The organism is Lysinibacillus sp. 2017 (genome assembly GCF_003073375.1).
In the GTDB taxonomy this organism is placed as follows: Bacteria; Bacillota; Bacilli; order Bacillales_A; family Planococcaceae; genus Solibacillus.
This window is the reverse complement of record NZ_CP029002.1, coordinates 630,874-653,562: the sequence shown is the minus strand read 5'-3', so window position 1 is coordinate 653,562 and position 22,689 is coordinate 630,874. Positions and strand designations below refer to the sequence as shown.

The window sequence follows — 22,689 nt, the reverse complement described above, 5'->3', positions numbered from 1 at the left end:
CCCTATTGCTCCTGAAAAGCCCATTCACTTGCACTATCGAATAATGGCTGAATTTCATACTCAAATAAATCGGCTACCGTGATAGTATCATTTTGAATTAGAGCATCATTAACTTCCATTAAAAATTCATTAGCTTCCATAATCCTACTGCGGATTTTCAAGTTATGCTGAGCTAATATTTGTTCAACATTTAATAACCATTCTATTCCCTCTGCTAGATTAGCAATGCTGTTTAATGCATTCTCTATTTGACCTGTTCGTAAATCATTAGCAATTTGATTACAGCCTTGTGCAATACCTGATGCATATAGATAATAGGATTCCTTTGTATCAGTAATCAGTTGTTGTTCCATATGAATACCTCGTTTCATATACCATTTATTTATCGTTTCTATTATTATATCGGCAAAAATACATAGTATTAAATGGATAGTACAATAATAACATAAAGAAAAAACGTATTCCCACACAGGAATACGTTTTCAAAAAATTCTATTATAAATTCTACTATTAACCTAATAATTGAAGAACGCCTTGTGGCTGTTGATTTGCTTGTGCAAGCATAGATTGAGCAGCTTGCATTAAGATGTTGTTCTTCGTGAAGTTCATCATCTCAGCAGCCATGTCTGTATCACGGATACGTGATTCAGCAGCTGTTAAGTTTTCTGAAGTTGCACCAAGGTTGTTGATTGTGTGTTCTAAACGGTTTTGAACAGCACCTAGGTTAGAACGAGTATCAGATATTTTACTTAACGATTTATCAATCGCAGTAATCGCTGCATCTGCACCTTTTTGAGTTGTTAAGTTAATACCGCCTGCTTCAACTCTTTCACCTGAAGCAGCTTTTGTAGTTAAGCTACCACCAGAAGTATAGAAACCAGCATCTTCAGCCAATTGTTGTTCTTTAAATGTGTACTTAACACCACCAGAAGTAAAGCTATCACCAGCTTTTGCACCTGAAGCTGCAGTACCAGGCAGGCCAGCGCCTGAAGCTGCTGTTACAGCCGCTGTAGAAAGGTCATCTGCATACCAGCCGCTTGCTAATACTTCCGATCCTTTATTAAAGTGTGTAACGTTTACTCCTTCAGTAGTTTGTGCTGTTATACCTGAAGCTGCTGTTACACCTGAAGCAAGACCTAAAGCTGAAGTACTTGTATCACTGATACCTAAGTCGATAGATTGTTTAGAGTTTGCACCGATGTGGAATACTTTTTCACCTGCTGGTCCTTTACCGAAAGAACCATCAAGTAATTTTTGAGTGTTGAACTCTGTATCTGTAGAAATACGAGTGATTTCTTGTTTTAATTGTTCAACCTCTTTTTGAATTGCTTCACGGTCTTCTTGAACGTTTGTATCGTTGGCAGATTGTACTGCTAATTCACGCATACGTTGTAGGATTGCGTGTGTTTCGTTTAATGCACCCTCAGCTGTTTGGATAAGAGAGATAGAGTCGTTTGCGTTTTTAGTCGCCATATCAAGACCACGGATTTGTCCACGCATTTTTTCAGAGATTGCTAAACCTGCAGCGTCATCGCCAGCACGGTTGATTTTGTAACCTGAAGATAATTTTTCTAGGTTTTTAGACGCTTGAGCGTTGTTGAAACCAAGGTTACGGTGTGTGTTTAAAGCCGAAATGTTATGTTGAATTCTCATTTGGAATTCCTCCTTGAATTGTTTTTGTTTGACCCACATCCTTGTGGGAAAGCTTAGCTGAGGTTGTCCCTCTGCTTTACACTATATATATCGTTAGCGAATCGGAATGTTTAATAGTTTTTTAAATTATTTTTTAAATTATTTTTTATTAGCCTAAAAGTTGTAATACGCCTTGTGGTTGTTGATTGCTTGGCAAGTATACTTTGTGCCGCCTGCATCAAAATATTTTGCTTCGTGAAGTTCATCATTTCAGCTGCCATATCCGTATCTCGAATGCGGGATTCTGCCGCTGTTAAGTTGTCTGATGTTGTGCCTATATTATTTATTGTATATTCTAATCAATTTTGCATCGCGCCTAAATAAGCACGTTGATCTGATAAGATTGAAATGGCTTTATCGAAAATCTAATGGATTCATCACCGTTACATTTTAGTCACTATTTGCCCGATATGTAATATAACTTGGCCCACCTGCGCTCGCTATAGCGAAATGCCGTCCTGTGCATTTTTGTCGCCATGTTTAAAGCCGCGAATTTGTCCGCGCATTTTTTCTGATATTGCTAAGCCTTCTGCGTCGTCACCAGCACGGTTAATGTTGTAACCTGGTGACAACTTTTCTAGCGCCGTTCGCATTCGTATTATTGAAGTACAAATTACGATGCGTATTCAGATCTGAGACATTATGTTAAATTTTCATAGTTATTCCTGCTTCCATGTAAGTGTCTGGATTTCTATCCATGGGACAAGAGGTAATAATTTCTATATAGTACTCATTATTTATAATAAAATTTCTTCCATTACAGTAATATAATGATGTCAACACTTTTTTATTGGCAGTATTATTTGGTAGTTCACCCATTTTTAGATCTCTTAGAGTAGGTTTTCCTATATTTATTCAAAATAAAAAAGCTACCCAAACTCGAGTAGCCCTTCACTTAAACTTTATATTCACCTGCGCGGTTATACCCTTGGCGATCATAGCCTTCTTTGTCGATACTTTCTTTGTTATAGCCTTTTCATCATAGCCTAATTGGTCACACATATATCTCTATGATAAACTACTCACCAAAATCTACTAGTTGTTTTCTATATAAAATAAACGCCCTGTAGTTAAAAAAATGACTACAGGGCGTATTTTAATTTACTTTTTCAGCTTTAAGTTTTTCACAAAATCCGGCGCAACTTCTAGTGCTTCTTTGTTTTGTTGTTGAATCGATTCAAATACTTCTGAACGATGAACCTTCACTGATTTTGGTGCGACGATGCCAAGCTTTACTTGATCGCCATCGACTGCGATGACCTTCACTTCAACGTGGTCGCCAATCATAATCGATTCACCTTTTTTACGAGATAATACAAGCATTTATTTTACACTTCCTTCAGCTACTCCTACTTGATGGCGTAATGGATATTGTCCGCTATCTTGCAATACAATTTGTTTCCCTAGCTTTTCTTTCGTATTAAGAATGATTGGCGCTAGTAAATTCATTGTTGATTCTGGGAAGTTTTCTTTTAATGTCAGTACTGTATAAACAGCTACGTCTTTTTCGTCGACTAGCTTTAATTCTGTTTTGTCTTCTTCACTTAAGTCAAATGCATAATCCTTTTTGAATGCAAATGGGTACGCTACGACAAAGCCTAATGATGCTTCTTCTGTAGATTGTAAGAGAGCAATCGGTAAATCTGCATCTAAACCTAAAAGGATATATTTTTTGTTATTTGGGAATCCTGGTAATCCATTTTCAAATGTAAGTATTTCAGTTTCTTGGATTTCGACTTCGCCTAAAAATTTTGTTTCAATGTTCATGTGTTTCTCTCCTTTTAGCCGCGTACATCAATCTCAACATCTGGCCTTACAATCATTTTGCCACTTACTTTACCGTAAGTGAAGTCCATTCTCGGTTTGTTCACTTGAACGTCAATTTTCGGTGCATTGCGCGTAATGTTCACATCTGTTGTACCTGGTGTAATGTTGACATCAACCGAGCCAATCGATGGGATAAATTTAATATTGAATGGACCTACACGATGCGGGCCATGGTTTTGCTTGGCAATTCCTTGAATCGTTCCTCGGCCTTGACCTTTACCAGCACTATTCATCATTTGTTCGCCTTCACTTACACGACGAGAAATCCCTTTTAGTGATTCTTGTCGTCCCATTTGTGCATATTCTTTAATAAATTCACCTGTTGGCTTCATACCTAAATCACGCCACATTTGGTCCATGTTAATATCAAGTCGTGCATTTGTCGTATTAATTTCTAGCGTTGCTGCTGGTTGTTCAATATTTAAGTTAGCTTGTGGCTGTTCGATACGCTGAAATGGCTTAGTAATCGTATAGTCCATTTTTATATCGGTTGTATTAATTTGTATTTGCGGGAATCGCATCCTTGTCCCTCCCTTTAGAGTAAAAGCGTTTGGAGCATGTCCAAACGCTTTGTATTTGTTTTATGGATTCTAGCGAATGAAATCTTCATTCTCTAAAAACGTTTGTACCTGCCGCTTCGCTTTCGGTACAGAACTTTAGTAGATTTCATCTTAACGGATGAAATCTTCATTCTCTATAAACGTTTGTACCTGCCGCTTCGCTTTCGGTACAGAACTTTAGTAGATTTCACCTTAACGGATGAAATCTTTCATCTCTAAAAACGTTTGTACCTGCCGCTTCGCTTTCGGTACAGAACTTTAGTAGATTTCATCTTAACGGATGAAATCTTCATTCTCTAAAAACGTTTGTACCTGCCGCTTCGCTTTCGGTACAGAACTTTAGTAGATTTCATCTTAACGGATGAAATCTACTAAAGTTTGCTGAATAATTTTTGCTCCTACAGACAATGCTGCTTGGTGGATGGATTCGGCTGTTACCATGTCGGTAATCGTTTTCGAATAGTCAGTGTCTTCATTAATAGACATTTGCTTTGTGACGTTGATTTCTTGCATCGATAAACGATTTTCCATTAATTCAAGACGGTTTTGGCGTGCACCTACTGTAGCACGTACTTCTAATACTTTTTCAGTAATACCGTCTAAAAATTGTACTGTTGCCGACGAACCACTTCCCGATACACCTAGTAAGTCACCGATTTCTTGACCCGTTGCTTCATCGTCTGGTGTCATTGTATTATGACGGTTTAATAAGTCTTCCACACCTTTTAAATAGCCATCAATATCATTGAATAATTTCATACCATCCGTATTTACTTGTACTGTTATTCCATCGAAAACATTGATTTCTACTGACTTTTGACCAGCTACTGGTGATGTAGCTGTAGAAGTTGCTAAAGTTCCCAATTCTGTTTCATTCAGTATTTTTCCACCAATTGTTAGGTCTGGATTATTTACGAATAATGGACTTCCTGTTTTCGTACCTGAAAAAATATAGTTTTCTCCGACTTTTGTGTTTCCTAAGTCTTGTACATGTTCACGAAGTTGTTTAATTTCACCAAGTACTTTTTCACGTTCTTCCTTAGTGTTCGTATCATTCGCTGCTTGGACGATTAATTCTTTTACGCGAATAAGAACAGTGCCGACTTGATCTAATGATTCATCTGTTGAGTCTAACCAAGAATGTGCTTGATCCATATTACGTTGATACTGCACATTTTTATCTAACTCTACTCGGTAACCCATGCCTTTTACCGCTACGACTGGATCATCAGATGGTCGAGAAATCTTCATCCCTGACTCTAACATATTTTGATATTTTGCCATTTTATTATAGCTATTATTTAAATTTCGAAGCATATTGCTTGATAACATCGATTGTGTAACGCGCATTGCCATTCCCCTTTCAAAATAGAAATTTTGAAATGGTGTAAACACTGTGGTTTCTGGATGTATGATCTAATGTTGAATGTGTTTTGCCACTTCACGAATAGAACTTTGTATTATTTATGGGTTACGTTATTTATTGAACTTTAGTAGATTTCATCTTAACGGATGAAATCTACTAAAGTCTGTTGAATAATTTTAGCACCAACCGAAAGAGAGGCTTGGTGGATTGATTCGGCTGTTGTCATTTCTGTAATTGCTTTTGAGTAATCTGTGTCTTCGTTATTAGACATCTGCTTTGTTACATTGATTTCCTGCATAGATAGGCGGTTTGCCATTAACTCTGCACGATTTTGTCTTGCACCAACAACTGCACGTTGTTCTAATACTACATTAGATTGTCCTTGAATTCTATTAAGTAAATCGCCAATTTCTTGGCCTGAAGAATCTGTTTTTTTTAATGCATTCGATACATCTGTCATCATTGTATCGATTTTTGAAAAAAAGTCCTCTCCTTCGATATTTACTTGCATTGTTACACCGTCAAACACATTAATTGTAATTGTTTCTGCCAAACCTGTACCAGTTTGCATAGTACCTGCTTTTGTATCCGTATAAAGTGGTGTATTCGTATTTGTCCCTGAAAAAATATAGTTTTCTCCGACTTTCGTATTAGCGATATCTCGGATTTGTTGTTGAATTTGATCAATTTCAGCTTCGATTTTTTTACGTTCATCATCCGTATTCGAATCATTTGCTGCTTGTGTCACTAATTCTTGCACACGAATTAACGATGTACCAACTTGATCTAATGCATCATCCGTTGTATCGATCCATGTGTTTACTTCTCCAATATTACGCTGATATTGTTCGATTTTATCTATATCTACGCGATAGCCCATTCCTTTTACTGCGACTACTGGGTCATCAGATGGGCGACTAATAATGCTCCCTGATTCAATTTGTTCTTGGAGTTTACTCATCTTGGTGTAGCTTGTATTCAGGTTTCGAAGCAAATTGCTCGATAGCATTGATTGTGTAACGCGCATGTTGAAATATCCTTCTTTCTAGTTGTCTAGTCTAAGTTGTTTATTATAATCCTACGCGGCCCATGCCGTTGATGATTTTGTCTAATGTTTCGTCGATTACGGTAATCATACGTGCGTTGGCGTTGTATGCTTGTTGGAATGTAATCATGTTTGTCATCTCTTCATCTAGTGATACAGAATTGTGAGATGCTCGGTTTTTTTCGATTTGTAGGCGTAATGTGCCGGAGTTGTACTCTAATGTCACTGCTTGTTGACCTTTAACGGCTAAATCACCAATTAATGATTTGTAGAATGATTGGAATGTACCGCCTTGTAGTTCTTTTTGAACCGCTGATTGAAGTTTTGCGAGCTCCAACATATTTTTGTTGTTACCTTCTTCACCCGTTGCACTTGATGCAGCTACTTTTTTCGGCTCTGTAATAAGTACGCCAAATGATCTTGCTGAGTCACCCGAGAAGAAAGCTGTTCCCTGTGTGGATGGATCGCCAATGTCATAACCTTTTGAATGCTGTTCATTGAATACAGTAATAAATTCTTTTGCTAAGTTATCAAGCTGAGAAAGCATTTCTGGGTAAATCCCTTTAGTATTAGTGCCTTCCGTATAGCCATAAGAATCAATTAATCCGTTAAGACTACCTTTGCTTGGCTCCATGTTTGCGTATTGAACAGATACATCTACTGTTGCTGTTGGTGGATAGCCGATAGCTGAAATTGCTAAACCAGCGAATGAATAGTAGCTATTTGTATCAGTCTCATCTACATCACCATCAACTGGTCCGCCCTTGTTATCCATGGCATTGATAGTAGCATATTCTCTACCTTGAACTAACGTAAATTCCTCGCCATCTGGATACGCTTTATACGTTACCGTCATACTACCTTCAGCGATTGCTAATGCGTTACCACCTGATTTTTCGTATGAAACAGATACTGGCATGATGTCATTTAGTTGATCGAGTAAAACGTCACGTGCATCATATAAATCATTTGGCATGTAGCCATTTGGCTCAACTGATATAATTTGCTTATTTAGTTCTGCGATTTGTTTTAATATATTGTTTGCTTTTTGAGTAGTTACGTCAATTTCGTTTCCGATATTCCCTTGGATTAACTTTAACTGCGTATCCATGTAATTGAATGATTCCGCTAACGATTGACCTCTCGAAATCAACACTTGTCGTGCTGCTGTGTCTTTTGGATTGGTGTTTATATCCTCCATTGCTTTCCAAAAATCTGTGAAAGCTTGGTTGACCCCAAACTCAGAAGGTTCAGACATTACATCTTCCATTTGAGAAATTGTTCGTGTTGTCGCTTCCCAGTAACCTAATTTGTTCGTCTCTTGACGGAATTGGCGGTCTACGAATTGGTCGCGAATACGTTGAACCGATTGTGCTTCTACACCTGTACCGATATGCCCTGCTGTTGTTGGTGAGTTTAAGCCTGAACCCGGATAACCTGGTGTTGTTTCCATGTTAACGCGTTGGCGTGTGTAGCCATCTGTGTTGGCATTTGAAATGTTATGGCCTGTTGTATAAAGGGCCGATTGTTGTGTATAAAGTCCGCGTTTACTTGCTTCAAGTCCCATAAATGTTGAGCGCATGTTTTTGGGCCTCCCTTTTTATAGTTTGATAAAGTTATGTAGCAAAAGCCATAACTAAACAATAAGAAAACGCATGTACAACTCGCTGCATGCGTTTTCTTACATGCGTTTAGGCTTTAAATTCGTTAAATGATTTTCGAGCGACTTCTGAATTACCTCGAACTTCTGCACCGGAGTAGTTGAACTGCTGGTTTTGACGCTGTGGTCGCATCGAATCGAGTGTAATATTGACAAATTGTAATGAGTTAAATACCATTTTTTGATTTAAATCATTTTGTGTTTTTAGTTTTCCGAGTAAGTCGACTAGACGGTTTCTCACGCTTGCTAATGCTTCCTTTGATTCCGAATCTTCAGCAGCTTCGATCAACTCAGCTACAGTTGGTATGTCAGTGAAAGCAATTCCTTTTGCTCGTAGGTAATCCGTTACCATCAACTGACGCTGTTGCTCAAGTGTATCAATCGCTGCTACATGGGCTTGCTCGTTTTTGATTTGCTGATCTAACTTTTCCATATCGCCAAGCTTGATATATTCTGTCTTAGCAATCGCTAATTCGAGTAGACTTTTATGCATTTTTTCTAGCTTTTCCAGCGTTGCTACGATTTTTTCAATCGACATCATACGGAGCTCTCCCTTACTTAACTATTATTTTAGGAATTAACGGCGATAGTACTTCAGCATATCTGCTGCAACTTGTTTGGCATCTACTTTGTAATTCCCTGAATCAATGTCTTCCTTCAACTTTTTCATGCGTTCCGCGCGTTCGTTTGCATACGTTGACGTTGACTGCATTTCTTTTGCTTTTGAAGAAATTTCGATATGATCCGCAAATGTTTTTGACGTATTTTCACTTTTGGCAACACGTGTTTGATTTTTGTAGGATTGAATGGCTTGTATACCAATTGGATTAATCTTCATCTTAATAGGCCTCCCCTCAATTAAATCCTCTGTCTACAATATATTTCGGTTGTATCAGAAAATTGTTTATGATTTCTTTTGAAAAATGGGCAATTTAGCTGTCGTATCTGGTGAATTTTTCTTATATGGTCAAATTTTTATATAGTAGGGAAAGTCACAGTGAATTCGCCCTTTATTACGGTGGTGATTCGGGTGTTTCGTTTGGGCGGGCGCAGCACACATTCACAAAGCCTCTTTGCAAGAGTCTCTGCGAATGTTCTTTGTGCTGTGTGTTAGGCCCTCCCATTCAAGGTGTATCCATTTTCCTTTTGCTTGTATTCACGTGCTGGCGCTGTGCGGGGCAAGGCGCCAGTCGGTTTATATAGATAATCATTCCTATGCGGTTGGTCAGAAGGATTATCACAGTGTAATTATTTAACATCAAAATACTGTGAACTCATTTATCTAGAGATTTAGAAGATAAGGCAATGCCAACTAATACAGCCTAATCATCCCTTTATAAAAGGAATAGATGTAACAATCCCCTTGCTCTACCAAATTCAACGGACTCGCTTTAAAGAAAAACGGCGCCTTCGCTCGTCAACAGCGCCGCCCCTGAATATATGCAAAGGCATAATGGATTACACTTTGATTTGGCAGGCCTAGCATACCGCAACAGTATCAGTAGTAGGGACACGTACCACGTGACCCTGCTGCTGATATGCGGTCGCCTGCCAAAAATGAAACACCTTAATAGAATATTTATTAGAATTTGACCAGCTCTGACAATCCCCTTGCTCACAAAATTCAACGGACTCGCTTTAAAAGTAAACGGCGCCTTTGCTCGCCAACAGCGCCGCCCCTGAATTCATGCAAAGGCATAATGGATTACACTTTGATTTGGCAGGCCTAGCACACCGCAACAGTATCAGTAGTAGGGACACGTACCACGTGACCCTGCTGCTGATATGCGGTCGCCTGCCAAAAATGAAACACCTTAATAGAATATTTATTAGAATTTGACCAGCTCTGACAATCCCCTTGCTCACAAAATTCAACGGACTCGCTTCAAAGAAAAACGGCGCCTTTGCTCGTCAACAGCGCCGCCCCTGAATACATGCAAAAGTAGAATGGATTACACTTTGATTTGGCAGGCCTAGCACAAGGCACAAAAAAGAGTCGTACAGATATGTGCAACATATCTTTGCGAATCTGGGCGCCCAGCCTGCCAATACTCGATACACTTTAATAACATCTTTATTAATATTGACTACCGCTACTTATCTAATTTTACTAAAAATAAAAACGAAGTCCTATTTATAAGACTTCGCCTGCTACAATGATTATTTTTTTTCTGAATGGTATGTCCCACGATCACGGCGCACCACATCTTGACGGAATTCCTTTGCCGCTTCAAATGTACGTAAATCTGATTTGAGCTCACTTTGGCAGTTATCACAAAGCTTGCCCTTCGTTGTTAAATGCCCGCAGTTATCACATGGATAACCTAAGCTTGGGAATACAGCTGGGTGTAAACGCCCTTTTCGTACCCACTTGTAAAGTAAATCCTTTTCAACACCCGTTGCCTCGATAATACGATCAACATTCGCTGCACGGTTTTCACGTTTACGTAAAAAACGGTACACAACTTGGTACATATCTTCTTCTTTTTGCGCACAATTATGACAAACTTCGCGTAATCCCGTGTAATTGAAAAAATCATCACACATCGGGCAATTTCTTAACTCAGCCATTGGTCCTCCCCCTTATTCGTCCGAAAATACTCTACATTCATTATACATAACGTGACCAATTTTTCATTGACAACTTTGTTACTTTTTCAGATATGAGTGAAATTCCCTATTTTTCAACCATGGATTAATGTAATTCCGCACACGTCCTTAGCTCCTGCTTGCTTCAGTACTTTTTCGGCATGTCGCATCGTTGTACCTGTTGTAAAAATATCGTCAATTAATAAAATACTCTTTCCTTTAATAGTTGCTGAATCGATTGCATCAAATAGCTGTGGGGTTTGCAGTCGCTCTTCGCGGGATTTTAAGGCTTGCTGCTCTTTTGAAAGCTTTGTTAAATGTTGTTCGAATCGAATATTGGCGGCTTTTAATAGCTCTTCGACATGTGCAAACGTTCTAATTTTCAAGTTATCTGGATGCATGGGGATGGGGACGATCGTGTAGGTTTCATTTTTTAGGTGCTCGTGGAGTATTTGGTTGAATGTATGTGCTAGATAAACATCATGTAAAAACTTATAGCGATGTAAAAAATCCTTCATTGCTTCATTATAGTGATAAAGCGAAATGATCTCTTTTTCACGTTGCTGTTCGATGCGTTCAAAGCGCTCTTCACAACGTGGGCAAATCGTTTGTGGCAATGTTTTTACAAGTAGTTCCTTCCAGCCAAAGCGAATTTGTAGCTCTCGCTCGCATAGTAAGCAGTGGGTAATTGTTTTATTCATACTGGTTCATCTCCAAAATCTTTTTTCGCGCTACATCCATTTCTAACGTCAATCCGTGATGAAAAAATGTTATATCACCATCAGGAAAAGCTATATTCCGCCCAACACGTCCGCTAATTTGAATCAATGCGCTCGACGTAAAAACGGGATTTTCTGCACCGATGACCGCTACTTGAACATTTTTGATCGTAATGCCGCGCTCTAAAATGGAGGTCGTTAACAGCCCCTTTCGCTCTTCATTTCTGAGCTGTACGACTTTTTCTTTTCGGTTTGGGTCTTCGGCATGCACGCTTTCAATGGAGGAATCATAGTGTTGAAATAGCGGTGTTGCCAGTTCCATGAGTTCAATTGTTGGGAAGAATAGGAGAAATGGCTCGTTATTCTGAAGTCGTTGTTCGAGCCAACGCAGGAGTTTTGGTGGGATTTCCCCCTTTTGAAAGGCTTTTTCGTAACGCCATAGCGATTGGAATTTTGGGACAGGTAGTGGAAAGCCATGGAAACGACGTGCGATAAAGGAATAGCCCCAGTTTTGTTTGGACTGTTGGGTGAGTAGCTTTTGAGATGGGGTTGCGGTGACAAATGCGATGGGAGCATCAGAGGTTTTGGCCTTTAAAACCGCGCGCTGTAAAGCTTCATCGAATGTATAAGGAAAGGCATCTGCCTCGTCAACAATCATCACATCAAACGCGTTTTCAAATCGGTATAGCTGATGCGTCGTAGCGAGCACGAGTTGCGCGAATCCTTGTTGCTGCGGGGCATTGCCATAATAGGCATGAAGAATGATGTTTTGGAAAACTTGTTGAAACCTCGGAAACAGTTCGAGCACAACATCCGTTCGTGGTGTTGCGACACAGACACGTTTTCCTGCTAGTAGTGATTGGTGAATGGCGGCAAAAAGGATTTCTGTTTTTCCAGCACCACATACAGCTGACACAAGATGATGGCGATTTCGGATGAGGTTTTCTGTTAACTCTTTCGCGGCTTTTTCTTGCTGTGTGGTTAGTTGACCCGCCCAAGTAAAGTTCGGCGTAGGTTGTGCGAGTGGAGTTTCTTTGGATTTCCATAGTAGCAATTCATCACAGCTACACATCCGCCCCATCGTGATGCAGTGGCGACAGTAATAGCAGGTACTCTTACATTTTGCACAGTGGAAGGCGACAAATTTTTGACGAGTTTCATTGTGACAGCGCCTGCAGCTTAGTTTGGGTTTCGTTAGGACAGCTGGCACAACTTCGAAATAGCCGCGCGTGATATAGGTTTCAATTTTTGATTGTGGGAATGGGGTGTGACTGCGTTGCCAAATGCGGCCTGTGAAGAAATTTCTGATGGCAGGTTCGATGAGGAAGCCTCGGTAAGTCTTGAATTGGCGGAGTTTTGATAGTTTGTAGTGCTTGGATCGTTGCTTGATCATTAGTTCGTCTCCTTTTGATATGAATTTTTATATCTATTAAAATCAAAAAACAGCCACTACCCCTAAAATATCGTAGTGACTGTCTCTGAATGTCTAATTTAGTTTTTTAACCAACCCATGGCAATGGCACCTTCACCTAAGTGTGTACCTACAACTGGACCAAAGTAGCTTAGTGTAATATCTACGGTTGGATATTGTTCAGATAAGCTATTCATCCATTCGCGCGCCTCTTCTTCACAGTTGGCATGAATGATTGTTGCTTGTAATGCACCGTATTTTTCAACTGCTTTTGCAAGCTGTTCTTCTACTCGACGCAAAGCCTTTTTACGTGTGCGGATTTTTTCAAACGGCACAATGACTTTATCTTGGAAAGTTAATACTGGCTTCACTTGAAGTAATCCGCCAATAAGAGCTGCTGCAGCCGATAGTCGACCACCTCGTTGTAAATGCTGTAAATCATCGACAATAATATAGTCCTCCATCGATGTTTTCAGTTCCTCTAAATGTGCGAGTATTTCTAGACCCGATGCACCCTCTGCAGCTTTTTTTGCCGCTTCTTTTACATACATGCCTTGTAAATAAGCTGCCACTTCTGAATCAAATGCATACACGTTTATATTTTCTACCATTTTACCTGCTTGTACCGCGCCTTCAAATGTACCGCTAATACCGCTTGATAAATGGATCGTTACGATTTCATCATAATCTGTTGCTAGCTTTTCAAAAAGCTCAACGAATTTTCCAATCGGTGGCATGGTTGTTTTCGGAAATTCCTTTGCCCCACGTACACGATCATAAAATTCAGTAGCTGTAATTGTCACTTCTTCATCATAAACCGTTCCTTCAATATTAACTCCCAAAGGAATCATATGAATATTGTACGCTTTTCGTTCTTCAAGCGTTAAATAGGCTGTACTATCTGTTACAACTGCTGTTTTTATCATTTCCCCACACTCCTATGTTCACTAGTGTAACGTATCTCTATGTAATTGTGAACGATATTCTACAATCGCAATAGATGTCCATCCCTCTCTTATTATATGAAAAAAACGTCCTGGCATATGCATGCTAGGGACGTCTCTTTGAATTGAATCAATTCCACTCAATTATTCGCTACCAATATAATAAATGCTTGAAACTTTCCACGTGTCTTCTTTGACTAAAACAGTTACTTGTCGACCCGCTCCCGAAAGCTCTGCACCGGTTTCAATTTCTTTTGTTTCCGTTTTTAAATTAGAAAACACCTGTGCTTCGTTGTCCTCATACTTTACAATCGTGACATCCTCCGCCACTCGGCTAACATCGTATTGTTCGAACACTTCCGCTACCGCTTGGACATCTTCTTCATATTTAAAGCCTTTTGCATTTTTTGAAATAATTTGTTTATAACGTTCTAAATCTTCTTCATTAAAGGCTGTAATATAGTCATTAAATGCAGATAAAATTTCGTTTTTTTCGTTCTCTGGAACATTTGCCACTTCTTGAATCGAGTCACCTAAAATTTCAAATCCAACTGTTCCATCATCAATTGTGCTTTGTAATTCTTTGGGTGATGCTTCTTTTTCCTCGTTTCCACAAGCCGCTAATACAAAAACTGCCATTACAGCTACTAACCATTTTTTCATAATTTTACAAACCCTCCTGCAAAACATTTTAGCACACAACGAATTAAAATTCGATGACACTTCCTTGTCCGTTCACATTCACTTCCTATAAGACGCACAATCCAGGGAGATGTTGCATTGTTCTAAAAAATACGTTTCGGGTGTAGTTGTTAAAGCTACTGGAATAGGGGGTTAAATTAAGAGATGATTCGGGTGTTTCGTTTGGGCGGGCGCAGCACACATTCACAAAGCCTCTTTCAGTCTTCTAATGAAAAGGTTATTCAGGCGTAGTCTTTTTGGCAGGTTCTTCGCACGCAAGCCGCACAGTCATGTTGCACATGTCTGTGCGACTCGCCTTTGTGCTTCGTGAAAGACCTGCCAATACTTGGTGTATCCATTTTCCTTTTGCTTGTATTCACGTGCTGGCGCTGTGCAGGGCAAGGCGCCAGTGGGTTTATTAGGAGAACCTTTTATAAAGTTGAGAAAGATACAGTTCAGTGAATCTGCCTTTTACTAAAGTGGTGATTCGGGCATAGTCATTTGGCAGGTTCTTCGCACGCAAGCCGCACAGCCATGTTGCACATGTCTGTACGACTCGCCTTTGTGCTTCGTGAAAGACCTGCCAATACTTGGTGTATCCATTTTCCTTTTGCTTGTATTCACGTGCTGGCGCTTACAGTGGTAGGCGCCAGTCTTTTTATTAGACGAATCTTTTTATAAAGTAGAGAAAGATAAGTTCAAGTGGATCCGCCTTTTATTAAAGTGGTTATTCGGGCATAGTCATTTGGCAGGCTCTTCGCACGCAAGCCGCACAGCCATGTTGCACATGTCTGTACGACTCGCCTTTGTGCTTCGTGAAAGACCTGCCAATATAAGGTGTATCCATTTTCCTTTTACTTATATTCACGTGCTGGCGCTTACAGTGGTAGGCGCCAGTCTTCTAAATTTATCGAATCTCCCTTATAAAGTTGAGAAAGATACAGTTCAGTGAATCTGCCTTTTATTAAAGTGGTTATTCGGGTGTAGTCATTTGGCAGGTTCTTCGCACGCAAGCTTATAAGTAGGTATTATCATAGTGAATTCATCCTTTGTTATAGTGGTGATTCGGGTATTTCGTTTGGGCGGGCGCAGCACACATTTACAAAGCCTCTTTGCAAGAGTCTCTGCGAATGTTCTTTGTGCTGTATGTAAGGCCCGCCCATTCAAGGTGTATCCATTTCCCTTTGCTTGTATTCACGTGCTGGCGCTGTGCGGGCAAGGCGCCAGTCTTTTTATATAGATAATCATTCCTATGCAGTTGGTTAGAGGGTTTATCACAGTCTATTTATTTAACATCTAAATACTGTGAACTCATTTATCTAGAGTTTTAGTAGAAAAGGCAATCCTGCCATTATAGAATATGAAGGCGTTGACAACTATTGAACCCTATCTATCCATATATTCATCCCTTTACAAAAAGAGAATCTGTGACAGTCCCTTTCACACTTAATTCAACGGACTCACTTTAAAAGTAAACGGCGCCTTTGCTCGTCAACAGCGCCGCCCGTGAATACATGCAAAGGCATAATGGATTACACTTTGATTTGGCAGGCCTAGCACAAGGCGCACAGAAGAGTCGTACAGATATGTGCAACATATCTTTGCGACTCTGGGCGCCCAGCCTGCCAAAACTCGATACATTTTCATAACATCTCTATTAGAAAATGACTAGCTCTGACAATCCCTTCAACCTACCAAATTCAACGGACTCGCTTCAAAGAAAACGGCGCCTTTGCTCGTCAACAGCGCCGCACCCGAATACATGCAAAGGCATAATGGATTACACTTTGATTTGGCAGGCCTAGCCCAAGGCGCACAGAAGAGTCGTACAGATATGTGCAACATATCTTTGCGACTCTGGGCGCCCAGCCTGCCAATACACGATACACTTTCATAACATCTCTATTAGAAAATAACTAGCTCTGTCAATCCCTTCAACCTACCAAATTCAAAGGACTCGTTCAAAGAAAAACGGCGCCTTTGCTCGCCAACAGCGCCGCCCCTGAATACATGCAAAGGCATAATGGATTACACTTTAATTTGGCAGGCCTAGCACAAGGCGCACAGAAGAGTCGTACAGATATGTGCAACATATCTTTGCGACTCTGGGCGCCCAGCCTGCCAAAACCCAATACACTTTTATAACATCTCTATCAGAAGATGACTAGCTCTGACAATCCCTTCAACTCACAAAATTCAACGGACTCGCTTCAAAGAAAAACGGCGCCTTTGCTCGCCAACAGCGCCGCCCCTGAATACATGCAAAGGCATAATGGATTAGCCTATGATTTGGCAGGCCTAGCCCAAGGCGCAAAGAAGAGTCGTACAGATATGTGCAACATATCTTTGCGACTCTGGGCGCCCAGCCTGCCAAAACCCAATACACTTTAATAACATCTCTATCAGAAGATGACTAGCTCTGACAATCCCCCAAGACAATAAAAAAAGCAGAGACATTGTACGAATACAATGCCCCTGCTCGGATTTTAATAGATTAACGAACTTCAACCCAGCCATTTTTGATAGCTGTTACTACCGCTTGTGTACGGTCGTTTACGTTCATTTTTTGTAAAATACTTGATACATGATTTTTAACCGTTTTTTCTGAGATGAATAATGTTTCACCAATTGTACGGTTCGATTGACCATCTGTAAGTAATTGTAATACTTCACATTCACGCTTCGTTAATAAGTGGAATGGACGACGGATTTCTGTTTGGTGGAAGTTTCCTTTGTTTTCATGTTCTGATAAACGACGGAATTCCGCAACTAAGTTTTTCGTTACTTTTGGATGTAAGTATGAACCACCATTTGAAACTACTTTGATAGCTTCAACGATTTCGTCTGCATCCATTTCTTTTAACATGTAACCAAGTGCACCTGATTTTAATGCATGTGTTACGTAAGATTCGTCATCGTGAATTGATAACATCATCACTTTTGCGTCTGGATATTCAGCAATTAGATCTGCTGTTGCTTCAACGCCGTTTCTACCTGGCATATTAATATCCATTAAAACAACATCTGGAATGTTTTTTTCGTATAAGTTGACTACATCCGTACCGTCATCGCCCTCTGCCACAACTTCAAATGAATCTTCAAAATCTAAAATACGTTTTACTCCTTCACGGAATAATTGATGGTCATCTACAATAATAATTTTCGTCATTTAAATACCCCCTAATGGTCTATTACAATAATTCTTCATCTTCTGTTTGTAAAGGTACTTTCATCATTATGACGGTTCCTTTACCGATCGTACTAGTAATGTCTATAAAACCTTTTAGCAAGTCAATTCTTTCTTTCATACCAACGAGGCCAAATGCTCCTTCTCGAATATTTCCCGTATCGAAACCTTTACCGTCATCTTTTACGACAACATTTATTTCGTCACGTAACCACTCAAGTTTTACAATTATTTGATGCGCCTTTCCATGTTTTAATGCATTATTAACACTTTCTTGCACTAAACGGAAGATTGCTACCTCATAATCCGAGGATATTCGGCGTTCGTTATTGTACGTCATAAACTGAATATCGACGCCTGGGTTGTATTCCATAATAGTAGATAAATACTTTTTCAATGTAGGTCCAATGCCTAAGTCGTCGAGTGCCATAGGTCGCAAATCATAAATAATTCGACGCACTTCAGACAATGCATTACGCACACTTACTTTTAAATCACTAATTTCTTGAAGTGCCGCTTCTGCACCTTTCTCTCTAAACGTGCGATCGATTAAATTCGATCGCATGAGGACATTTGCCATCATTTGAGCAGGACCATCATGAATTTCTCTTGATAAACGTTTTCTCTCTTCTTCTTGAGAAGCAATAATACGAATACCAAAATCCTGTTTGATTTTCGCTTGCTCTAATGCAGCGCCTACTTGTTTTAAGTCCGTTGTCAAAAAACTAATGACAACATTTACTTGATTGACGATATGATCTGCTCTTTCAATCGTATCATAAAGAGCACGTAATCGTCTTTCTAAATCATCACGCTTATCCCGTAATTGTTTTTCACGTTCACGACAAAGTGATACTTTTAATTGCAAATTGTTCGTATTTTCATAAGCAGCTCGAATTTGTTCCTCCGAATGCTCCGTGAAATTTTTACTTACGATGACAAGTCGATGTCTAGACAGTTGTAAAAGCTTTTCTAAATTATCGCTTTCATCAATCGTAATCGAAATTTCTTGACGTATAACTTCTAGCTCCTGTTGCATATCTTCAAAGCTTCTACGACTTTGTTCGCTTATAATAAAAATATCATCTTTAGAATTCGTTATCGTTTCTAACATTCGATTAAAAATTACGTCTAGCGAGGCGATATCAATGCGATCATTTGGAAACATGGTCCTCACTCCTCGTCAATTGAATGTTAATCTAATTCTATCTTTTTTTTCATTTTCCTACTAATATAGTACATACCTATTATAACATTATTAAATCATTTTTTAAGATATATTGTAACTACAAAATAAGTCTATTATTGTAAATATAAGGAGAAAATTTAATGAGAAATAACTATTTCACCGTCAAAGGATACGGTGAATCAGAAATTATCCTATCTAAATCTCGTTTTCTTACCTATGTAGAACGTGCCGAAACAGAAGAAGAAGCATTACTATTTATTAGTAAAATTAAAAAGTTACATGCAAACGCTACGCATAATTGCTCATGCTATATGATTGGTGAACATGATCATATTCAAAAAGCCAATGATGATGGGGAACCTAGTGGCACTGCTGGCGTCCCTATGTTAGAAGTTTTAAAGAAACAAGGGTTAAAAGACACAGTAGTTGTTGTTACCCGTTATTTCGGGGGCATCAAACTTGGTGGAGGCGGATTAGTCCGTGCTTACGGAAAAGCCACAACAGAAGGCATTGCCGCTGCACAAGTTGTCGAACGCAAATTACATTATGTAATGAAAGTGAAGATTGATTATATTTGGCTCGGAAAATTAGAAAATGAAATTCGCGCTTCTGAATTTACATTACGCAGCATTGAATACGCAGAAAATGTTGAAATTTTTGTTTCCGTTTTAAAGGAAAAAGAAACAGAATTCGTCTCATGGATAACAGAATTAACGAATGGTCAAGCGATTACTACGAACGAAGAAGCGCTATTTATCGAATTTCTACGCAAATAGCATTTTTCAATTTACGACATAAGTAGATAGTAGTATAATAAATAAGATTGCAAACTTATCTTAAAATTCATGATAAACAGATAGACAATTCCTAACTTAGAGGAGAATTTTAATGGAAAATAAAAAAGCAAAGAAGAAGGGATCTTCGAAGTTTAAGCTGTTTTTAAAGGTAGTATTATTACTCGCTGCTTCCGTAATGATATGCGCAACTGCTTATGGCGTTTATTTAACGAAAAAAGCCGAACACGCTGCGGGTGTCGCTTATGAAGAAATCGAAGAACGAGAAATCTCCGAACAACGTGATGTAAAAGCCGAGGCAGCTACTGACAATGTTTCCATTCTATTTGTCGGTGTTGACGATAGCGAAAAACGTGGTCAAGGTGCCGACAATTCGCGTTCTGATGCATTATTACTTGCAACATTAAACAATAAAACAAAAACAGTAAAACTAGTAAGTATTCCTCGTGATTCATATGTTTACATTCCTTACATTAGGGACGAAGACAAAATCACGCATGCTCATGCTTTCGGTGGTACATTAGCAACAATCGAAACCGTTGAAGAATTATTTGAAATTCCAGTAGACTATTATTTCCGTTTAAACTTTGAAGCATTTATCGATATTGTTGATGCTCTTGGCGGTGTTGAAGTAGATGTCCCTTACAAGTTAAATGAATTAGATGAAAACGATAAACGTACGGTTAAATTAGACCCAGGCTTCCAAGAATTAAATGGACGTGAAGCACTTGCATTCGCACGTACACGTAAGCAAGATAGTGACATTGAACGTGGTAAACGTCAGCAAGAAGTTATTAAAGCCATTGCCAGCAAAGCTTCTTCATTCACATCGATTACCAAATACGATGATATTCTTGAAGCAGTCGGTAATAACATGAAAACAGATATGTCTTTCAAAGAAATGAAATCATTCTTCAGTTATTTAACAAACGGTATGCCTCGTATCGATACGCTTTCATTAAAAGGCTATAACGATATGTCAACAGGCACATATTATTACAAATTAGATAACGGAGATTTAGAAGAAATGAAACAAGTATTACAAAGTCACTTAGGCTTAATTCCAGATTCAACAGATCTTTCAAGCACAGACTCTTCATCAAGCTCAGCATCAAATGCTAGTGATGATGAGGATAGCGTGCAATAGATTTTAGTGATTGATGGCTATCGCGTTTTAAAAACCATAAATTTGACCTCAGTCAAATTTGTGGTTTTTTGTTGTACAATGGAATTGATTTCCGTTTCGGCGGACGCGTTTCGCGGGCACGGCTCCAACTAACTTATTTCAGGACGTGTCCTGAAATAAGTGGATTTTCCGCCCGCGCTGTTCCCGCAGAAGTCGCCGCCTACACTACAATCAATTCACAAAGCATATTATTCGCGTATAGATTTTATTTGTTGATAAAGACTAATATCAAAAGACATTTATCGTCTTGTATGAATTCTTAAATAAATGTTCTACTGAATCTTCACTTCATTCATAGAGAAACTAATTTAAAACTCAAAGTCGTCTCAATAATATATTGAGAATGTTTATTTTTCACTGAGATATCCATTGATTTAGATTGAGTTGATTGGAATGAAGAGGTGGCGACTCCTACGGGAAAAGCGGGACAGCCGATACACCGCAGGAGCATAGCGACGAGGAGGATTGGCCCCGCCCGTGGAAAGCGTCCCCCTCGTAATGGAAATCAACGGACTTTATTATAGAGAAATTCAAAATAATATATATTTCTTTAATCCACCATGATTAATCCAAAAACCAAAAAATAAAACCGCCCACCATATTCGCGGTGGGCGGTGAATGTTAATCGTTATGATTTCTTGTTAATAAGTTGAGTAGTGGCTTATAGTTTTTACCAGCGAGGCCGATAACTTCTACAAGTAACTCAATTGCTACAAGTAATACAGTGATAATGAGGATTGCGCCCCATACTGTTGACATTGAGAATAGAATCGAAACAATCCCAAACACAGATGCCATTGCATAAATAATTAAAACCGTTTGACGATGCGAGAATCCAATATCTAATAAACGGTGATGTAAATGTGATTTGTCTGGATCAGACCATTTTTTCTTCATACGTAAACGACGAACAATCGCGAAGAATGTATCTGAAATTGGAACACCTAAAATGATTACTGGAATGACGAATGAAATCACTGCAAGGTTTTTGAATCCTAATAGTGCAAGCACTGAAATCATAAATCCTAAAAATAAAGCGCCCGTATCCCCCATGAAAATTTTTGCTGGGTGGAAGTTGTAGAATAAGAACCCAATTGTTCCAGCAGCTAAAATTGCAGCCATCGCAATAACAATCCCGTTCCCCATAAGCATTGCCATGACAGCTAATGTTATTAAAGCAATTGTAGATACACCGGCAGCTAAGCCATCTAAACCGTCAATTAAATTAATCGCGTTTGTGATCCCTACAATCCAAATAATTGTTAATGGGATACCTACCCAACCGAATACAAGCTCGCCTGCACCGAATGGTAAGTTAATGACGTCAATTTGAATACCTCCGACAAAAACTACGATACAGGCAGCAACGAGCTGACCTAACATTTTTGCCTTTGCAGAGATTTCGCGCATATCATCAACGATACCTGTTATAACAATGATTGTAGCCGCAGCTAAAATCGCATATAAATAATCACTTTGGAAATTTGTGACAACTTTCAAAAATATAATACCAATCATGAACGCAAGATAAATTGCTAATCCACCCAGTCGCGGCATAATGCGAGCATGGACTTTTCGATAGTTTGGGGCATCTACAGCGCCAATACGAAACGCTAATCGTTTCACTAGCGGAGTAAGTACAATAGCGGCAATAAATGCCACAATTAAAGACACATAAATCATGTCTGTCCTCCTTAATTGCGTAATCTATTTGCTTCATTCACTTCTATAGAAAGCAAATACGTATACATTTTTATTCAAGGTAAGTATAGCATGAACACTTCATAAAATATAGATATAAATCCTTCAAGTAAATTTCCAGGTTGTTCAACATCATTT

At 39.1% G+C, this 22,689-nt stretch carries 21 protein-coding genes and 1 pseudogene; 2 read left to right on the top strand and 20 right to left on the bottom strand.

Annotated elements, in window-relative coordinates; genetic code table 11:
* Positions 1-2: 2 nt before the first annotated feature.
* From DCE79_RS02870 to DCE79_RS02785, 19 genes and pseudogenes are all read right to left on the bottom strand, one after another.
* The gene (locus tag DCE79_RS02870; protein WP_108711618.1) at positions 3-353 is read right to left on the bottom strand and encodes a hypothetical protein; all 351 of its coding nucleotides are present in this window, start codon (positions 351-353) and stop codon (positions 3-5) included.
* A gap of 157 nt (positions 354-510) precedes the next feature.
* A complete protein-coding gene (locus DCE79_RS02865; RefSeq protein WP_108711617.1) occupies positions 511-1,653 on the bottom strand; it encodes a flagellin N-terminal helical domain-containing protein in 1,143 nt (380 codons plus the stop codon).
* A 110-nt stretch (positions 1,654-1,763) separates the two neighbouring features.
* Positions 1,764-1,970 (bottom strand): flagellin, encoded by a 207-nt coding sequence (locus DCE79_RS18930; protein WP_369916807.1) that lies wholly within the window; start codon positions 1,968-1,970, stop codon positions 1,764-1,766.
* 165 nt (positions 1,971-2,135) lie between these two features.
* Positions 2,136-2,322 (bottom strand): annotated as a pseudogene (locus tag DCE79_RS18925) (flagellin); the annotation flags it as partial.
* A 471-nt stretch (positions 2,323-2,793) separates the two neighbouring features.
* Entirely contained in the window at positions 2,794-3,015 is a 222-nt protein-coding gene (gene csrA / locus DCE79_RS02855) for a carbon storage regulator CsrA (RefSeq protein ID WP_108711616.1), read from the bottom strand.
* The gene (fliW, locus tag DCE79_RS02850; RefSeq protein WP_108711615.1) at positions 3,016-3,459 is read right to left on the bottom strand and encodes a flagellar assembly protein FliW; all 444 of its coding nucleotides are present in this window, start codon (positions 3,457-3,459) and stop codon (positions 3,016-3,018) included. It lies immediately after the preceding gene.
* A gap of 14 nt (positions 3,460-3,473) precedes the next feature.
* Positions 3,474-4,040, bottom strand: a complete 567-nt coding sequence (locus DCE79_RS02845; protein ID WP_108711614.1) for a DUF6470 family protein — start codon at positions 4,038-4,040, stop codon at positions 3,474-3,476.
* Positions 4,041-4,433: 393 nt separating this feature from the next.
* A complete protein-coding gene (gene flgL, locus DCE79_RS02840) occupies positions 4,434-5,429 on the bottom strand; it encodes a flagellar hook-associated protein FlgL (protein ID WP_108711613.1) in 996 nt (331 codons plus the stop codon).
* A gap of 155 nt (positions 5,430-5,584) precedes the next feature.
* A complete protein-coding gene (flgL, locus tag DCE79_RS02835; RefSeq protein WP_108711612.1) occupies positions 5,585-6,472 on the bottom strand; it encodes a flagellar hook-associated protein FlgL in 888 nt (295 codons plus the stop codon).
* A gap of 43 nt (positions 6,473-6,515) precedes the next feature.
* Positions 6,516-8,072, bottom strand: a complete 1,557-nt coding sequence (flgK, locus tag DCE79_RS02830; RefSeq protein WP_108711611.1) for a flagellar hook-associated protein FlgK — start codon at positions 8,070-8,072, stop codon at positions 6,516-6,518.
* 109 nt (positions 8,073-8,181) lie between these two features.
* Entirely contained in the window at positions 8,182-8,691 is a 510-nt protein-coding gene (locus DCE79_RS02825; RefSeq protein ID WP_234417318.1) for a flagellar protein FlgN, read from the bottom strand.
* Positions 8,692-8,727: 36 nt separating this feature from the next.
* Complete coding sequence (gene flgM / locus DCE79_RS02820) at positions 8,728-8,988, bottom strand: flagellar biosynthesis anti-sigma factor FlgM (protein ID WP_108711610.1); 261 nt, start codon at positions 8,986-8,988, stop codon at positions 8,728-8,730.
* A 1,322-nt stretch (positions 8,989-10,310) separates the two neighbouring features.
* The gene (locus DCE79_RS02815; RefSeq protein ID WP_108711609.1) at positions 10,311-10,721 is read right to left on the bottom strand and encodes a TIGR03826 family flagellar region protein; all 411 of its coding nucleotides are present in this window, start codon (positions 10,719-10,721) and stop codon (positions 10,311-10,313) included.
* Between the two features lie 113 nt (positions 10,722-10,834).
* Positions 10,835-11,440, bottom strand: a complete 606-nt coding sequence (locus DCE79_RS02810; protein WP_108711608.1) for a ComF family protein — start codon at positions 11,438-11,440, stop codon at positions 10,835-10,837.
* A complete protein-coding gene (locus tag DCE79_RS02805; RefSeq protein WP_108711607.1) occupies positions 11,433-12,851 on the bottom strand; it encodes an ATP-dependent helicase ComFA in 1,419 nt (472 codons plus the stop codon). The genes DCE79_RS02810 and DCE79_RS02805 overlap by 8 nt, the downstream gene beginning before the upstream one ends.
* A gap of 98 nt (positions 12,852-12,949) precedes the next feature.
* Positions 12,950-13,792 (bottom strand): DegV family protein, encoded by an 843-nt coding sequence (locus tag DCE79_RS02800; RefSeq protein ID WP_108714407.1) that lies wholly within the window; start codon positions 13,790-13,792, stop codon positions 12,950-12,952.
* Between the two features lie 165 nt (positions 13,793-13,957).
* Positions 13,958-14,476: a nuclear transport factor 2 family protein gene (locus DCE79_RS02795; RefSeq protein WP_108711606.1), complete on the bottom strand. Its 519-nt coding sequence runs from the start codon at positions 14,474-14,476 to the stop codon at positions 13,958-13,960.
* A 2,512-nt stretch (positions 14,477-16,988) separates the two neighbouring features.
* Positions 16,989-17,663, bottom strand: a complete 675-nt coding sequence (locus DCE79_RS02790) for a response regulator transcription factor (protein WP_108711605.1) — start codon at positions 17,661-17,663, stop codon at positions 16,989-16,991.
* A 22-nt stretch (positions 17,664-17,685) separates the two neighbouring features.
* Positions 17,686-18,849, bottom strand: a complete 1,164-nt coding sequence (locus DCE79_RS02785) for a sensor histidine kinase (RefSeq protein WP_108711604.1) — start codon at positions 18,847-18,849, stop codon at positions 17,686-17,688.
* A gap of 161 nt (positions 18,850-19,010) precedes the next feature.
* On the opposite strand from DCE79_RS02785, the gene DCE79_RS02780 reads away from it, so the two are divergent.
* Positions 19,011-19,646 (top strand): YigZ family protein, encoded by a 636-nt coding sequence (locus DCE79_RS02780; RefSeq protein ID WP_108711603.1) that lies wholly within the window; start codon positions 19,011-19,013, stop codon positions 19,644-19,646.
* A gap of 112 nt (positions 19,647-19,758) precedes the next feature.
* Positions 19,759-20,811, top strand: coding sequence for an LCP family protein (locus tag DCE79_RS02775; RefSeq protein WP_108711602.1), 1,053 nt, complete (start codon positions 19,759-19,761; stop codon positions 20,809-20,811).
* 660 nt (positions 20,812-21,471) lie between these two features.
* Here the strand turns inward: DCE79_RS02775 and DCE79_RS02770 are convergent.
* Positions 21,472-22,533: a glycosyltransferase family 4 protein gene (locus tag DCE79_RS02770; RefSeq protein ID WP_108711601.1), complete on the bottom strand. Its 1,062-nt coding sequence runs from the start codon at positions 22,531-22,533 to the stop codon at positions 21,472-21,474.
* Positions 22,534-22,689: the final 156 nt, after the last annotated feature.

Excerpts from the sequence above, each read along its gene's own strand:
- DCE79_RS02810 (WP_108711608.1), bottom strand. The coding sequence starts at position 11,440 with ATGAATAAAACAATTACCCACTGCTTACTATGCGAGCGAGAGCTACAA.
- DCE79_RS02795 (WP_108711606.1), bottom strand. The coding sequence starts at position 14,476 with ATGAAAAAATGGTTAGTAGCTGTAATGGCAGTTTTTGTATTAGCGGCT.
- flgM (WP_108711610.1), bottom strand. The coding sequence starts at position 8,988 with ATGAAGATTAATCCAATTGGTATACAAGCCATTCAATCCTACAAAAAT.
- flgL (WP_108711613.1), bottom strand. The coding sequence starts at position 5,429 with ATGCGCGTTACACAATCGATGTTATCAAGCAATATGCTTCGAAATTTA.
- DCE79_RS02825 (WP_234417318.1), bottom strand. The coding sequence starts at position 8,691 with ATGATGTCGATTGAAAAAATCGTAGCAACGCTGGAAAAGCTAGAAAAA.
- DCE79_RS02770 (WP_108711601.1), bottom strand. The coding sequence starts at position 22,533 with ATGATTTATGTGTCTTTAATTGTGGCATTTATTGCCGCTATTGTACTT.
- DCE79_RS02870 (WP_108711618.1), bottom strand. The coding sequence starts at position 353 with ATGGAACAACAACTGATTACTGATACAAAGGAATCCTATTATCTATAT.
- flgL (WP_108711612.1), bottom strand. The coding sequence starts at position 6,472 with ATGCGCGTTACACAATCAATGCTATCGAGCAATTTGCTTCGAAACCTG.
- csrA (WP_108711616.1), bottom strand. The coding sequence starts at position 3,015 with ATGCTTGTATTATCTCGTAAAAAAGGTGAATCGATTATGATTGGCGAC.
- DCE79_RS02805 (WP_108711607.1), bottom strand. The coding sequence starts at position 12,851 with ATGATCAAGCAACGATCCAAGCACTACAAACTATCAAAACTCCGCCAA.
- DCE79_RS02815 (WP_108711609.1), bottom strand. The coding sequence starts at position 10,721 with ATGGCTGAGTTAAGAAATTGCCCGATGTGTGATGATTTTTTCAATTAC.
- DCE79_RS02780 (WP_108711603.1), top strand. The coding sequence starts at position 19,011 with ATGAGAAATAACTATTTCACCGTCAAAGGATACGGTGAATCAGAAATT.
- fliW (WP_108711615.1), bottom strand. The coding sequence starts at position 3,459 with ATGAACATTGAAACAAAATTTTTAGGCGAAGTCGAAATCCAAGAAACT.
- DCE79_RS02775 (WP_108711602.1), top strand. The coding sequence starts at position 19,759 with ATGGAAAATAAAAAAGCAAAGAAGAAGGGATCTTCGAAGTTTAAGCTG.
- DCE79_RS02845 (WP_108711614.1), bottom strand. The coding sequence starts at position 4,040 with ATGCGATTCCCGCAAATACAAATTAATACAACCGATATAAAAATGGAC.
- flgK (WP_108711611.1), bottom strand. The coding sequence starts at position 8,072 with ATGCGCTCAACATTTATGGGACTTGAAGCAAGTAAACGCGGACTTTAT.
- DCE79_RS02865 (WP_108711617.1), bottom strand. The coding sequence starts at position 1,653 with ATGAGAATTCAACATAACATTTCGGCTTTAAACACACACCGTAACCTT.
- DCE79_RS02790 (WP_108711605.1), bottom strand. The coding sequence starts at position 17,663 with ATGACGAAAATTATTATTGTAGATGACCATCAATTATTCCGTGAAGGA.
- DCE79_RS02785 (WP_108711604.1), bottom strand. The coding sequence starts at position 18,849 with ATGTTTCCAAATGATCGCATTGATATCGCCTCGCTAGACGTAATTTTT.